Origin of the sequence: Candidatus Tumulicola sp. (assembly GCA_035601835.1) — a bacterium.
In the GTDB taxonomy this organism is placed as follows: Bacteria; Vulcanimicrobiota; Vulcanimicrobiia; order Eremiobacterales; family Eremiobacteraceae; genus DATNNM01.
On the sequence record DATNNM010000012.1, the window covers coordinates 202,501 to 216,202 of the forward strand.

General features: G+C 60.5%; 12 protein-coding genes and 2 rRNA genes (1 of these 14 cut by a window edge). 8 read left to right on the forward strand and 6 right to left on the reverse strand.

The window, feature by feature from the left end; translation table 11 throughout:
- A 23S ribosomal RNA gene (locus VN934_08695) occupies positions 1 to 2,908 on the forward strand (it extends 1,004 nt beyond the left edge of the window).
- A gap of 121 nt (positions 2,909 to 3,029) precedes the next feature.
- Positions 3,030 to 3,147: ribosomal RNA gene (gene rrf / locus VN934_08700) — 5S ribosomal RNA — on the forward strand.
- A gap of 56 nt (positions 3,148 to 3,203) precedes the next feature.
- Here rrf and VN934_08705 read toward each other — a convergent pair.
- Positions 3,204 to 3,752, reverse strand: a complete 549-nt coding sequence (locus VN934_08705) for a Uma2 family endonuclease (GenBank protein ID HXM18881.1) — start codon at positions 3,750 to 3,752, stop codon at positions 3,204 to 3,206.
- A gap of 110 nt (positions 3,753 to 3,862) precedes the next feature.
- Here VN934_08705 and VN934_08710 point away from each other — a divergent pair, with 110 nt between their 5' ends.
- Complete coding sequence (locus VN934_08710; GenBank protein ID HXM18882.1) at positions 3,863 to 4,606, forward strand: class I SAM-dependent methyltransferase; 744 nt, start codon at positions 3,863 to 3,865, stop codon at positions 4,604 to 4,606.
- 7 nt (positions 4,607 to 4,613) lie between these two features.
- Here VN934_08710 and VN934_08715 read toward each other — a convergent pair whose 3' ends face one another.
- Complete coding sequence (locus VN934_08715) at positions 4,614 to 5,255, reverse strand: hypothetical protein (GenBank protein ID HXM18883.1); 642 nt, start codon at positions 5,253 to 5,255, stop codon at positions 4,614 to 4,616.
- A gap of 164 nt (positions 5,256 to 5,419) precedes the next feature.
- On the opposite strand from VN934_08715, the gene VN934_08720 reads away from it, so the two are divergent.
- From VN934_08720 to VN934_08735, 4 genes are all read left to right on the forward strand, one after another.
- Positions 5,420 to 6,811, forward strand: a complete 1,392-nt coding sequence (locus VN934_08720) for a hypothetical protein (protein ID HXM18884.1) — start codon at positions 5,420 to 5,422, stop codon at positions 6,809 to 6,811.
- Between the two features lie 20 nt (positions 6,812 to 6,831).
- Entirely contained in the window at positions 6,832 to 7,071 is a 240-nt protein-coding gene (locus tag VN934_08725; GenBank protein ID HXM18885.1) for a CDGSH iron-sulfur domain-containing protein, read from the forward strand.
- 161 nt (positions 7,072 to 7,232) lie between these two features.
- Complete coding sequence (locus VN934_08730) at positions 7,233 to 7,568, forward strand: YciI family protein (protein HXM18886.1); 336 nt, start codon at positions 7,233 to 7,235, stop codon at positions 7,566 to 7,568.
- Positions 7,568 to 8,842, forward strand: a complete 1,275-nt coding sequence (locus VN934_08735) for a DUF6596 domain-containing protein (protein ID HXM18887.1) — start codon at positions 7,568 to 7,570, stop codon at positions 8,840 to 8,842. Before VN934_08730 ends, VN934_08735 begins: the two co-directional genes overlap by 1 nt.
- A gap of 320 nt (positions 8,843 to 9,162) precedes the next feature.
- Here VN934_08735 and VN934_08740 read toward each other — a convergent pair whose 3' ends face one another.
- From VN934_08740 to VN934_08755, 4 genes are all read right to left on the reverse strand, one after another.
- Positions 9,163 to 9,483: a HigA family addiction module antitoxin gene (locus VN934_08740; GenBank protein HXM18888.1), complete on the reverse strand. Its 321-nt coding sequence runs from the start codon at positions 9,481 to 9,483 to the stop codon at positions 9,163 to 9,165.
- Between the two features lie 4 nt (positions 9,484 to 9,487).
- Entirely contained in the window at positions 9,488 to 9,790 is a 303-nt protein-coding gene (locus VN934_08745) for a hypothetical protein (protein HXM18889.1), read from the reverse strand.
- A gap of 143 nt (positions 9,791 to 9,933) precedes the next feature.
- Positions 9,934 to 10,860 carry a lipase family protein gene (locus VN934_08750; GenBank protein HXM18890.1) on the reverse strand — a complete coding sequence of 309 codons (927 nt, stop codon included), beginning with the start codon at positions 10,858 to 10,860 and terminating at the stop codon, positions 9,934 to 9,936.
- Between the two features lie 4 nt (positions 10,861 to 10,864).
- Complete coding sequence (locus VN934_08755; protein ID HXM18891.1) at positions 10,865 to 12,292, reverse strand: CoA-acylating methylmalonate-semialdehyde dehydrogenase; 1,428 nt, start codon at positions 12,290 to 12,292, stop codon at positions 10,865 to 10,867.
- 122 nt (positions 12,293 to 12,414) lie between these two features.
- Here VN934_08755 and VN934_08760 point away from each other — a divergent pair, with 122 nt between their 5' ends.
- Entirely contained in the window at positions 12,415 to 13,683 is a 1,269-nt protein-coding gene (locus tag VN934_08760; protein ID HXM18892.1) for an ABC transporter substrate-binding protein, read from the forward strand.
- Positions 13,684 to 13,702: the final 19 nt, after the last annotated feature.

The window sequence follows — 13,702 nt, forward strand, 5'->3', positions numbered from 1 at the left end:
CCATCAAACTCCGAATACCACGGTGAACATCCCGGGAGTCAGACAGTGGGGGATAAGCTCCATTGTCGAAAGACAAACAGGTCAGATCGTCAGCTAAGGTCCCCAAGTATAGCTAAGTGGTAAAGGAAGTAGGACCGCATAAACAACCAGGAGGTTGGCTTAGAGGCAGCCATCCTTGAAAGAGTGCGTAACAGCTCACTGGTCGAGTGGTTCTGCGCCGAAAATGTAACGGGGCTCAAGCTATACACCGAAGCTACGGACTGGATGGCGGTTCGCCGCCATTCTTTGGTAGGGGAGCGTTCTGTTGTAGGCCGAAGCGCGACCGTGAGGACGCGTGGACGAAACAGAAGTGCGAATGCCGGAATTAGTAGCGTAAAGTGGGGTGAGAAACCCCACCGCCGTAAGTCTAAGGTTTCCTGGGCACTGTTTATCATCTCAGGGTTAGTCGGGACCTAAGCCGAGGCTGAGAAGCGTAGGCGATGGATAAGCCGTTAATATCCGGCTACTACCGACCCCGTTTGATCTCTTTCTTAACGATTTCCACGCGCCTCGTGCGCGCGGATGTCGTTAAGCGAGAGATCGTGAAGCGAAGGCGTGACGCAGGAAGTTAGTCCATCATCCTATCGGACGGATGTTCAAGCAAGTAGGGTGGATCGCAGGTAAATCCGCGGTCTGGCGCAAGCCAAAGCCCGAGATGCGAATACGAGCCAACGCAAGGCGGCGAAGTGGACGATACTCAACTGTCAAGAAAAGCGTCTAGCAAGGGTCTTCGGTACCCGTACCGCAAGCCGACACTGGTAGACTGGCAGAGAATGCCAAGGCGACGAGAGAATCCCTGTTAAGGAACTCGGCAAATTAACCCCGTAACTTCGGGAAAAGGGGTGCTTTAGTAGCGTACACGCATTTACTGTTGTGGCGCGAAAGAGTCGCAGTAGCAAGGCCCGAGCGACTGTTTAACAAAAACACAGGTCTCTGCGAACGCGAAAGCGGACGTATAGGGGCTGACGCCTGCCCGGTGCTGGAAGGTTAAGAGGAGAGGTTAGCCGCAAGGCAAAGCTTTGAATCGAAGCCCCAGTAAACGGCTGCCGTAACTATAACGGTACTAAGGTGATATCGATTGCCCACCACGATCGTAAGATCGTGCGTGAATCTGGCTATATGCTGGAACATCCGAGAATCCGACGATACGCGACGTCGAGTCGCGTGACAACTCGATCGGTGCGGACAATCAGCAGGGAAGATCGCGCTTGCGCGATCCCCTCAGAGACTACATGCCGGACTCCTGAAATCACTACGTTATCTAACGTAGTGCCGGGGCTTTAGCCCCGGTCAGGATGATGATATAGTCCGAGCCTCGCAGCGATGCGAGGAGGCTTGCAGAAATGCCAAGCCCGCTGGCGTTCTAAAGAACACCGGCGTAACAAAACTGAGCGAAATTCCTTGTCGGGTAAGTTCCGACCTGCACGAATGGCGTAACGACTTGGGCACTGTCTCAATGGGGAGCTCGGCGAAGTTGCAATACGGGTGAAGATGCCCGTTACCCGCAGCAGGACGGAAAGACCCCGTGGAGCTTTACTGTACCCTGATCTTGATTTTTGAAATTTGCTGCGCAGGATAGGTGGGAGGCTTCGAAGCCGGATCTTCGGGTTCGGTGGAGCCACCCTTGAGATACCACTCTGCGAATTTCGGAGATCTAACAAGCGGCCGTTATCCGGCCGGTGGACATGGTCAGGCGGGCAGTTTGACTGGGGCGGTCGCCTCCCAAAGAGTAACGGAGGCGCCCAAAGGTCAACTCAGGTTGGTCGGAAATCAACCGTAAGAGTGCATAGGCAGAAGTTGGCTTAACTGCGAGACGTACATGTCGAGCAGGGACGAAAGTCGGGCTAAGTGATCCGGTGGTTTTGTATGGAAGAGCCATCGCTTAACGGATAAAAGCTACCCCGGGGATAACAGGCTTATCTCCCCCAAGAGTTCATGATTGGGCTCGCCATTCGAGCGATCGAATGGGTAATAGTGACTCATATCGGTGAACCCCCGCAAGGGGCAACACCGAGGGAAGTCGGGCGCGACAGCGCCTTGACCCCGTAACGACTGAGAGCGCAAGCTCGAGATGGAAGCGCTGCGTCGCAAGACGCAAATCTATCACTTCCATAATACGTCACCATCTCGCAAGAGATGAAGGTATAGTCTAAGCTACAAGTGATTGTAGATTGCCACATCGACGGGGAGGTTTGGCACCTCGATGTCGGATCGTCGCATCCTGGGGCTGTAGTAGGTCCCAAGGGTTTGGCTGTTCGCCAATTAAAGCGGTACGCGATCTGGGTTCAGAACGTAGAATACACTGCGTCTCCTCCGAGCAATTGGAGGATGTACATCGGCTATATCGGTGAAACCCGACGCTGGCTCCGAACGCCGGCAGGGCAATACCGAGGGAAGTCGGGCGCGACAGCGCCTTGACCCCGTAACGACTGAGAGCGCAAGCTCGAGATGGCTGGTCACTGTCGCACAAACGCGACAAATTTACGACCGCCATAACACGCCGACTCCTGATCACAAGTCAGGATGAAGATATAGTCTATGCCACTGGTAACAGTGGAAATAACATGCGTGAGACAGTTCGGTCCCTATCCGCTGTGGGCGTTACAGACTTGAGGAGCGCTGACCCTAGTACGAGAGGACCGGGTTGGACGGACCGCTAGTGAACCGGTTGTCACGCCAGTGGCAGAGCCGGGTAGCCACGTCCGGATCTGATAAACGCTGAAAGCATCTAAGCGTGAAGCAGACTCCAAGATAAGGTCTGGAACCGCAAGGTGAAGACCCCTGGTAGTCCACCAGGTTGATAGGCCGGAGGTAGAAGCACCGCAAGGTGTGCAGCTGACCGGTACTAATAGGTCGGAAAGTTACTCGCTCTGAAATCATACTTCGAGCAAGCTGGTACAAAGCTCATCATTCGTCGACGACATATCGCTATGCAGTTTTCAGGGAGCAGTGGCACGCGGACGTCCGCGCCCGCCGCTCGCCTCAAAGTTTCCGGTGCTTATAGTGGTGGGGCAACACCCGTTCCCATTCCGAACACGGCAGTTAAGCCCACTAACGCCGATGGTACTGAGACCGCAGGGTCTAAGGGAGAGTAGGTAGGCGCCGGATTATCGAACGAGCCGGCCGCGAGCGATCGCGGTCGGCTCTTTATTTTCCCCACGTCCTTACGGCTTGGGTTTTGGCAATTTGAAGATCGAATCGACCAGAACCGAAAATCCAGGGAGCGCCGCATGCGTGAAGGTCTCGTCGCGCGTGTAGCGCTGCGTCCCTTCGCTGTCGTGCGCGGCAAATGTGCGCTCGACCGGGTCGACGTACAGAACCAACTTCGCGCCGGCGGCGAGATACACGCGTATCTTTTCCTCAATGTCGTGGGAACGGTCGCCAGGCGAGATGATCTCGAACGCCGCATCCGGTGCCATATATGGGATCTGCGCCGCATCTTCTTGGTCGTAACCCAACCGTGCATAGGAAAGAAACGAGACGTCCGGCACGAGGGGTCGTGTCGCCTCGTGTGGAGGCGTTACCCGGAATTCCCACTCCGTCCCGACGCGCCCAGCACCGGTAGCGTCGGCCCAAGCGCCCACGGCGGCTGCCAGCCTAAGTTGAGCCCGCGCATGACGCTCCTGTGGGCTCACCTTTTGAAGCGCGCGACCATTGACCCACTCCGTGGCGGGTTTGGTGATCGGAACCGTGATCTCGCGAGTTGTCGACATACAACGCCTTCCACGTTGGATTATATCACGGGAACTATGCCGAGCGTAAAGGGGGCAAGGTGGCGAAGCTGCGTGCATGTAAGCCGCGTTGAGGAAACCCTGCGTTAGAAATGAACCCAGAGCAACCCCGCCTGTACACCGAATTCGCCGATTGGTTTCACTTGCTCACGGCGCCTGAAGACTACGCGACGGAGGCTGATTTCTACATCAAACACTTCGCCGCCGCGATCGGGCAGGAGCCGCGCACGCTGCTCGAGCTAGGCGCGGGCGGCGGGAACAACGCATCGCACTACAAGCGGCACGTCAAGGCCACGCTCACGGATCTCTCCCCGGCGATGCTCGCCCTCAGCGCGCGCCTCAATCCCGAATGCGAACATATCCAGGGCGACATGCGAACGATCCGTCTCGGCCAAACCTTCGACGCCGTCCTTGTGCACGACGCCGTATGCTACCTCACCACCCTGGACGACTTGCACAAAGCATTCGCCACCGCGTTCATCCACAGCCGGCCCGGCGGCGCAGCCATCTTCGCACCCGACCACATCCGCGAAACGTTCACCGCGACGACGGATCACGGAGGTCACGACGGCGCCGATCGGGGCATCCGCTATCTCGAATGGACCACAGACCCTGATCAGTCTGACTCGACCTATACATCCGAGTTCGCGTATCTGCTGCACGAGCTTGGGAAACCGTCACGAGTCGAGCTCGACACTCACATATGCGGCCTGTTCAGTGCGACCGACTGGCTTCGTGGTCTGCAAGCCGCCGGCTTCCGACCGGTCACCCAAATGGCCGGCCCCGAGGACCCCACAGGCAACTACACGATCTTCGTTGCCGCTCGACCTCGCTGAACGGCTATCAGATGCCGGCCGATTGCCGGGCAGAGACCTTCGCCTTCGAAGCAAGGCTGTATTCGCAGGTCTGATCGCCCAGACAAATGCAACCAGTGCGTCGCAGCGGTGTGCCGACCAATGCTTGGATCCAGCGCTTGACCATGTCCGGGGCTTCATGATGCGCGGTGCAAACCCGCGCAATCGGACAATGATGATTGCGCAGCACGTACGACCTGCCGGTTTGCTCGAGCGAGGGCATGAAGCCGCGCGCCGCCAGGATCTTCGTGGCCCTCTCCAAGCGGGCGGGCCCACGCAGGAGCTGGACAGCCGATTTATCCCGAGCGATCCAGCGGTCGCCGACCCCGCGCAAAACTCGATCGAGCTGCGCCTTGCCGGCGCGGGCCAACTCATCGAGCACGTCGACCGCCAAAGTCTCGTACTCCTGATGGAACGCGCGGTCGGCTTGCGGCGTGAGACCGTAGATGACGCTGGGCCGTCGTTTCCCGGGTCGCAGGCCGATCTGCGTGGCAAGCCCATCGGCGAGCAGCCGTGCTAGCTGGTGTGCAGAAGCCGTCCGAGTGAGCCGGAGCTGACGGGCCAACTCATTGACCGTAAGCCCGCCTCGGATACGCAACGCATCCAACGCAAGCCGGCGTCTATCGTGCATGCGTTCGCAATGTTAGACGGCGCAGGGGGCGCTCCTTGATTAGGTCTGACGGTTAAAACCCTGTTTACAAAATACCCAAATAATAGTATAAATAACACAATAATAGGCATAATTCAAACAAGGGCAACAGGGCGCATTCAGGCTAGCTTTTTCTGGAGGGCAGGATGAGCAGGCGAATCGTTTCACTCGCGGCGGTCGGGATAGTCGCCGCACTGATCGCGCTGGCGGTCACGTTGCAATCTCAGCCGACGCCGATCGCACGCGCTGAAGATAACGCCGCGTTGCCACAAGAACAGATAATCGATCAGAACGCCACCGCGATGGTCGGGCAGGGGCGGCAGACCTTCCGCTACTCCACCTTTGGAGACGAATCGTTTTGGGGCGATGCCCTAAAACTTCACGAGGCCATTGAAGGCGCCGCACTCGGCGGCGTTGGCCGAGGGGTCGATCCGAAAACCGCACTCTCCGTCGGTCTCAAAGTCGACATGGATCGCCTCCCCGCGCCGCTCGTCGAGCAGGTCAAAGCGGGCAAAGTCGACCTCGGCTCTCCGGCGACGACATTGGCCCTCCTGAAACTGGACGCCGTGGTGGGAGTCAAAGGTTTTTTCTACGACGATGCGAGCGACCCGAACGCAAGCCCGCAAGCCGCCGCGGTCAGCCACAAAGGCCTGCGTTCCATCGGCATCACGTGCGCACTGTGCCACTCGACGGTCGACAACGCGTTTGCGCCCGGCATCGGACACCGGCTTGATGGATGGCCCAACCGCGATCTGAACGTCGGCGCCATCGTCGCGCTCGCCCCGGATCTCTCCAGCGTGACAAAGCTCTTGGGCGTCGACAAGCCGACGCTGCTGAAAGTACTGCACAGTTGGGGCCCCGGCAGGTTCGACGCCGAAGTTTTCGTGGACGGCAAAGCGTTCAGGCCCGACGGTAAAACAGCAGCGGTCCTCATCCCCGCCGCCTTCGGACTCGCGGGCGTCAACTTAGGCACGTACGAGGGTTGGGGATCGACGACCGAGTGGAACGCATTCGTGGCGAACCTGGAAATGCATGGCAAAGGCACGTTCGTCGACCCTAGACTGAAGAACGCCGCGCAATTTCCGGTAGCGGTCAAGAACCACGAATTCGACGTGCGACAAAAGCCCGACCTTATCACATCGCAACTCGCCGCCCTGCATTTCTATCAGCTTGCCATCCCCGCTCCACTGCCGCCCGCGGGCTCGTACGACGCGGCGGCGGCTGCCCGCGGACGCCAAGTCTTCGCCATGGCGCGATGCGAGACGTGCCATGCACCGCCGCTCTACACCGAACCTGGCTACAATCTGCATACGCCGGCGGAAATCGGTATCGACGACTTTCAAGCCAATCGTGCTCCCACCCACGGCTATCGGACCACGCCACTGCGCGGCCTGTTCGCGCGGGAGAAGGGCGGCTTCTATCACGACGGAAGATTCGCAGACCTCGGCGCGGTCGTCGATCACTACAACACGTTCTTCAAACTTCGCCTGACGGCGCATGAGAAGAGCGACCTCGTCGAATACCTCAAGTCCCTATAGCACTCATCAGGAGAATCACAATGGCAGACGTTAAGATCGTACCGACCCCAAATGGCCCGAACATGATCACCGGCGTCATCGGTCTGGCATGGCCGAGTGGTCATGGGATTTCCAAGACGGGCGAGGCTGACAAGAGCGGCGCGATCTTATTGTGCCGCTGCGGTCACTCCAAGGACAAGCCGTTCTGCGACGGCTCGCATAAGACCGTCGGTTTCAAGTCGATCGAGGGCGACGCAACCGCCCACAAATCACCTACGTAGCCACGGACCGCGCCTAAACGTAGCCACGGCCCTTTAGGTCCGTGCATGCAATTATTGCTCTACCCCCGAAAGAAAAATGTCCGCCGACGAGACCCTCAAACGTCGAGGATTTAGAACTGCCTAAAACGGTTCAACCACCACCTATCCCAAGGAGAAGCAACATGAGCGAATTTCTATACCTGTACCGCGGCGGACAGCGGCCCAGCTCACCGGAGCAAGGCGAGAAGGAGATGCAGAAGTGGGTCGCCTGGCTCAAGGAGCTCGGCGCGAAAGGCCACATCAAGGATCAGGGTCAGCCGCTTGACTCCACCGGCAAGGTCGTCGCCGGCAAACAGAAGACGATCACGGACGGCCCCTACGCGGAGTCGAAGGACGTCGTCGGCGGCTACACGCTTGTCGAGGCCAAGGATCTCACACACGCCGCCGAACTCTCCAAGGGCTGCCCGATCTTCGATTCCGGCGGCCTTGTGGAAGTCCGTCCAGTCATGCAGATGTAGTGGAACCAGACGAACATCTCTTCCGGCGCGAAGCGGGGCGCATGGTCGCCGCGCTTACGCGCATCTTCGGAATCCACAACCTCGCGCTGGCAGAAGACGTCGTGCAAGACGCCTTCTGTCGGGCGCTCGAGGTCTGGAGACTGCGCGGCATACCGGAAAACCCGTCCGCGTGGCTCATGGCCACTGCCAAGAACCGCGCGATCGACGTCCTCAGGCGCGAACGCACCGCGCGCACTTTTGCGCCGGAACTCGGGCGCCTGCTCGAGAGCGAATGGACCCTCGTCCCCACCGTCGCGGAATTCTTCGCAGCCCACTCGATCAAAGACGATCAGCTGCGCATGATGTTCTCATGCTGCCATCCTCGATTGCCGGAGCCCGCCCAAATCGCGCTTGTGCTCAACCTGTTGTGCGGCTTCAGCGTCGATGAGGTCGCCGGCGCATTCCTCAGCGGCCACGCCGCGGTCGAGAAGCGCATCACGCGGGCGAAAAAAGTGCTCGCAAGTTCGAAGCGGCTATTCGATCTCGCCGACCGCGACTTCGGAGCGCGCCTTTCGGCCGTGCAGCGCGCGCTCTATCTGCTTTTCAACGAAGGTTATCACGGCGCAAGCCCGGAGTCGGCGGTGCGCGCCGAGCTCTGTAGAGAAGCCATGCGGCTCACCGACCTACTCCTGGAAAATCCGCTGACGTCGACGCCGGCGACGCGCGCGCTCGCCGCGCTCATGTGCCTCCACGCAGCGCGCTTGCCGGCGCGCCTCGACGCGATGGGCAACCTGACCCCGCTCTTCGACCAGGACCGATCGCGCTGGGATGCGCAGCTCTTAGCCAAAGGGCAAGCGCTGCTCGATGACTCGGCCGTCGGCTCCGAGTTGAGCGAATATCATGTCGAGGCCGCGATCGCATGGGTTCACGCGAGCGCGCGGCGCGCCGAGGATACCAACTGGGAACGCATCGTGTCGCTGTACGACACCTTGATGACGATCCGTCCGTCTCCGGTCGTCGCGCTCAACCGCGCCATCGCGGTCGGCCAAGCAGAAGGTCCCGAGCGCGGGCTTGAAGAGATACGCGCCATCGCAAACCGCGAGCGTCTCGCCGCCTATCCATTCTATTCTGCGGCCCTCGGCGAGCTGGAACTCAGAAGCGGCCGGCGCGAAAAAGCGCGCGAGCACCTCAAAGCAGCGCTCGCGCTCGCGCGCAATCCCACGGAGCGGCGCTTTCTCGAGCAGCGCGTCGCCGCATGCACGATCGAATACATACCCGCGAACCGAATAATGTAGTGTTCCGAGCGAGCTCAGCGAGCTCGCATGTAGCGTTCCGAGCGAAGCTCGGAGTTCGTCGCCTGATCATCCGTGCTATAATCGTTTCCCACAATGAAAATTAGCCTAAGAGGCCGAATTCCAAGGTCTCGCAGGGCCTTCGGGACTCGTTCTGGCTCCAAGGGATGCAGGCCGGCTTCAAGGGCGCGCTCGACTGCATCAAAGCCTTCTCCGAGACGGTAGGTCAACGCCGATCTCCTATCGTTCATCACCACGTCGGTCGAACAGCCCGAGATGGTCGCAACCTGGCGTTCCGAGCGAAGCTCGGAGTCTACCCCGCCTCAGGCTGCGCGGAGTGGTTTGAGCCGCGCGATCTGCTTGGCCTCGGGGCCGTATTGGACGTCGTACATATCGACCGCAAGCTGCAGATTCATCCAAGTCTGCGCGTCGACGCCCAGCACGCGTTCCAGCCGCAGTGCCATGAGCGGAGTGACGGCGCGCTTCCCGTTAAGGATGGCGTTGAAGTTCTGCCGACTGATGCCAAGCCGACCCGCAAGCTCGCCCTGCGTTACGTCGAGACCGTTGTCGCCCAAGAACATGTCGCGGAGCACCGCGCCGGGGATGCTTGGGCGTCGATGCCTTGGAGTCTCGACTCTTCTCATTTTGTTAGTCCTCATCATGAAAATGACCGGCGTGAATCTCGCAAGCTTGGTGTTCCTGCCAGATGAAGCGAATGCGGTACGGGCCGGCAATGCGTAGCTGATAAGTCCCTCGCAACGCACCCCGCAATTCCTTGAAATCGGCGCCCGAGGGCAGCGCGGTGAAGGATGCTAGACTGGCGGCTTGGCAGACGAAATCGAGGCGCACCCTCGATTTGGCCTGGTGGATCGGCGAGACCGCGCGCCGGGCGGCTTTGCTGGAGATGCCTTCCCAAAGGTCGCGCGTCGCCGTGTCCCTGAAGCGGCGCATTCACAATCCCGATTATATACTGTCAAGTGACACTTGACAAGAGGCTTCACAAGAGAAGCCACGAGATATATTCACGCGTGTCGCAGCCTCGTCTAGGCCGTTGTGTCTAAGTTGGGCGATCGCCCGGGCCAGCGGCCCGCCGGTCATTGTGCGGCGAGGATTTGCGCGTGCTCGGGCCCCAACGCGCACTCAGGATGCAGTTGGTGACCCGCTGGATCGACGAGCGCGAGATATGTCTCCATCGCGTGAAAACATTTCACCGACCAATGCGCGAGCCTTCGCGAGTCGAAGGGCTGCACGGCGTCGACGTGCCTGTAGCGCAGAAAATCGGGCGGCAGGTTCGGAACCCAATCCGGGGCGTTGACGATCCGCCACGATGTCAGATCGAGTTCGTTGAATTCCGAAACGAAGTCGGCGTCGCCGACGCGCGGCGAGGCAAAGGTGCAAAGCTGCAGTTTGCCGGGTTTGGCTTTGCGCGCGTGTTCGATCACGTACAACGTGCCCAGCGCGGCGCCAAGGCTGTGACCCGTCACGGCGATCGAGGGTTCAGCAGCAGACACACCGCGTGGCCGATCGCGCATGGCGTCTTCCACCTGATCCGCAAAGGAGCCCTTAAGCTCGACCGTCTCGTTCGATGCACGCAAATTTGGGTGGGCCGGCGGCGGCAGAGTCGGTGCCTCGCCGGCCTTCGCAGCACGGCGCACTTTCAACGTCTTGTAGATCCTGTCGAAACCGTGCGCTACCAACCCTCCGTCGGGGGCTGGCGTGAAGGGCACCTTGAAGATCGAGAAGTCGTCAATCCACTCAATCCAGCCTTGGGTGCCTCGAATCGCAAGCACGTTCACGCTTGCATCTTTTTGAGCTTGAGCGATGAATCCATAAAAACGCGGCGGCAGCTCGATCACAAGGAAGTCCGACATCTGTATCCACGCTACCAGGTCCCAGCCCGGCGGCAGCTGGGGTGCCGGCGTGAGGTCGTCGTTGTCCGAACGGAACATGCTATAAGCGGCCTGGATAAGGTCGCCGTACCCAGCAGCGGCTTGCGGATCAAATGGCCGGCTCGGGCTCATCAGGCTACCAGCGCGAGATCAGCATCTTCTTGCGCGTGTAGAAATCAACGCCGTCGGTGCCGTGCAGGTGCAGATCGCCGTAAAACGATCCCTTCCATCCGGAGAACGGGAAGAACGCGAAGGGCTGAGCCACGCCGACATTGATGCCGATCATGCCTGCGTCGACGCGCTCGCGAAATTCGAACGCAGCTTTACCGCTGCGCGTGAAGATCACCGCCATGTTGCCGTACGGCATCGAGTTCGTCTGGGCGATCGCGGCATCCAAACTGTCGACGGCCGAGACGGACAGCACGGGCCCGAAGATCTCTTCTCGGCCGACCGACATTTCCGCGCGCACACCGTCGAGCACAGTGGGCCCGAGGAAAAAGCCCGGCTGATCCAAATAACCACGACCGTCGGCCACCAAAGTCGCGCCCTCAGCCACGCCGCGCGCGATCAAGTCGGCGACTTTGCGGCGGTGCTCGTCGCGAATGAGCGGTCCCAAGGTGACGCCCGGGCGATCACCCGGTCCCACGACGAGCTTTGCGGCTTCCGATTTCACGGCCGCGACCAGCGTGTCGTGGGCCGAGCCGACCCCTATCGCGAGACTGCCCGCAAGACAGCGCTCGCCGGCGTTGCCAAAAGCAGAATTCAAAACGGCCGGCACGGCGATGTCAAGATCCGCATCCGGCATGACGACCATATGATTTTTCGCACCGCCGGCCGCCTGGACACGCTTACCGGAGCGCGCTGCTTCCATATACACGTGGCGCGCTGCGGGCTCCGAGCCCACGAACGATATCGCGGCGATGCCCGGATGCGCGAGCAAAGCATCGACCGTGTCGCGCGCGCCATGCACCACGTTGAGCACGCCCTCCGGGAAGCCGGCTTCCAAGAAAAGTTCTGCGAGCCGCACCGCGCCCAGCGGCGTCCGCTCGGACGGTTTCAAAATGAACGTATTGCCGCACACGACCGCGAGCGGGAACATCCACAACGGGATCATCACCGGGAAATTGAACGGCGTGATGCCCGCGACGACGCCCACCGGGAAGCGATAGAGGCTTTGCTCCACGTCGGCCGTGACGTTGCGCAGCGTGCGTCCTTGCAGCAAGGTCGGCGCGCCGCACGCGAAATCGACGACTTCGATGCCGCGCCGCACCTCGCCGCGCGCTTCATCGAGCGTCTTGCCGTGATGGCGCGTCACGATGGCGCTCAAGCCTTCGAAATCGGATTCCAAGAGAGCCTTGAAGCGGAACATCAGCCGCACGCGTTCAGTGACGGCCGCGCGCGACCAAGCGGACCACGCCTTAGCAGCGGCTTCCACGGCCAGCGCCACGTCGTCCGCGGTGGAAAGCGGCACGCGTTCGATCGTCTCGCCGGTCGCGGGGTCGTAGACAGGCAGCGTCTCTCGCTCCGGCCGAACCCAACGCGCGCCGATGAGGTTGCCGATCATGGCTGACGCTTCCCCGTCCGACGCAAGCGCCCCCTCGCCCCGTCCGAACCCCTCCGGGGAAGCCTGGCGGGAAACGGTCATAAGCGCGCGAACCGGGGGGATTACCTTTTAAGGAGGGCAGCATGTCCAAGTCGCGACTTAATCGAGATTCTTTTCTCAAACTAGTCGGCGCCGCAGGCGTGGCTCTTTCCGCCGGAGCGCCGGCATTCATCCCCCAACGGGCCGCCGGCGCCGACACCCTCAAGATCGGCGTGGACGAAGAAATCACCGGCGTTTACGCGACCCCCGCGCGCAACCAAATTCGCGGCTATCAGATGGCGCTAGACGAGTGGAATAAAAAGGGCGGCGTCCTCGGACGGCAGCTCGAGCTTGTCGTCGAAGACAACGCCAACAATCCGGGCATTTCGGTCGAAAAAGCGCGCAAGCTCATCCGCGAAGACAAAGTCGTTGCGCTCATGGGCACCGTCAACAGCGCGGTGTCGGTGGCGGTGAGCAACGTCGCCTTCGAACTCGGCATCCCGTTCATCGACGCAGGCGGCCACACGGATGCGGTCACCGGCAAGAGCTGTCACTGGACCACCTACCGCACGTGCCACAGCACGTGGATGGAGACCCACGCCACGGGCTTCTCGATCAGCAAGCTCTACGGCAAGAAGTGGTATTTCATCGCGCCCGACTATGCGTATGGCCACGCGTTGCTGGACGGGTACAGAGATCTCGAGAAAAAACTCGGCGTCACCATCGTCGGCACGGATCTCACGCCATTGGGCACCGCCGACTTCAGCGCGTATCTGACGAAAGTGCAGAGCGCAGCGCCGTCGTGCCTCTTGCTGATGGTGCAGGGCGACGACTTGACCAACGCGCTCAAGCAAGCCAACTCGATGGGATTGTCCAAGCGCATCCCGATCGCGGGCCCGCAAGCCGAACTTGAGACGTTCTGGCCGCTGCCCCAAGAAGCGCGCGTCGGCAGCTTCGGCTTCGAATGGTACTACAAAAGCGCTCTCGTGCTCGGCAAAAACAACTACGCGCACGAGTTCGTCAGGAAGTACATGGCGCAGCACAAAGAACCGCCGACCGCGCGCAGCGCATTCGGCTACATCACGGCCAATCGCATGGCAACGGCGATCCAGACAGCCAACTCGACCGACGCGGTGAAGATCGCCAAGGCGATCGCCGGTACGCACTTCAACGCGCTGTGCGCGACCGACGGCTACTATCGCAACGAGGACCATCAGCTGATGTGGCCGATGTGGTTCGGCGATGTGCGCGCCGCCGGGACTCCCGGTGATCCGCTGGACATCTTCGACCTCAAGGACGTACAGCCGGCGGACGCCATCGAAAAGACCGTCCAAGAACAATCCACCATCTGCACGATGTCGTTCCCGTCCTAAAGGAAGCGGGGAGCGGCAC

Coding starts and splice junctions, on each gene's coding strand:
- VN934_08755 (HXM18891.1), bottom strand. CDS start 12,292: ATGATCGGCAACCTCATCGGCGCGCGTTGGGTTCGGCCGGAGCGAGAG.
- VN934_08725 (HXM18885.1), top strand. CDS start 6,832: ATGGCAGACGTTAAGATCGTACCGACCCCAAATGGCCCGAACATGATC.
- VN934_08720 (HXM18884.1), top strand. CDS start 5,420: ATGAGCAGGCGAATCGTTTCACTCGCGGCGGTCGGGATAGTCGCCGCA.
- VN934_08710 (HXM18882.1), top strand. CDS start 3,863: ATGAACCCAGAGCAACCCCGCCTGTACACCGAATTCGCCGATTGGTTT.
- VN934_08715 (HXM18883.1), bottom strand. CDS start 5,255: ATGCACGATAGACGCCGGCTTGCGTTGGATGCGTTGCGTATCCGAGGC.
- VN934_08740 (HXM18888.1), bottom strand. CDS start 9,483: ATGAGAAGAGTCGAGACTCCAAGGCATCGACGCCCAAGCATCCCCGGC.
- VN934_08760 (HXM18892.1), top strand. CDS start 12,415: ATGTCCAAGTCGCGACTTAATCGAGATTCTTTTCTCAAACTAGTCGGC.
- VN934_08730 (HXM18886.1), top strand. CDS start 7,233: ATGAGCGAATTTCTATACCTGTACCGCGGCGGACAGCGGCCCAGCTCA.
- VN934_08750 (HXM18890.1), bottom strand. CDS start 10,860: ATGAGCCCGAGCCGGCCATTTGATCCGCAAGCCGCTGCTGGGTACGGC.
- VN934_08745 (HXM18889.1), bottom strand. CDS start 9,790: ATGCGCCGCTTCAGGGACACGGCGACGCGCGACCTTTGGGAAGGCATC.
- VN934_08705 (HXM18881.1), bottom strand. CDS start 3,752: ATGTCGACAACTCGCGAGATCACGGTTCCGATCACCAAACCCGCCACG.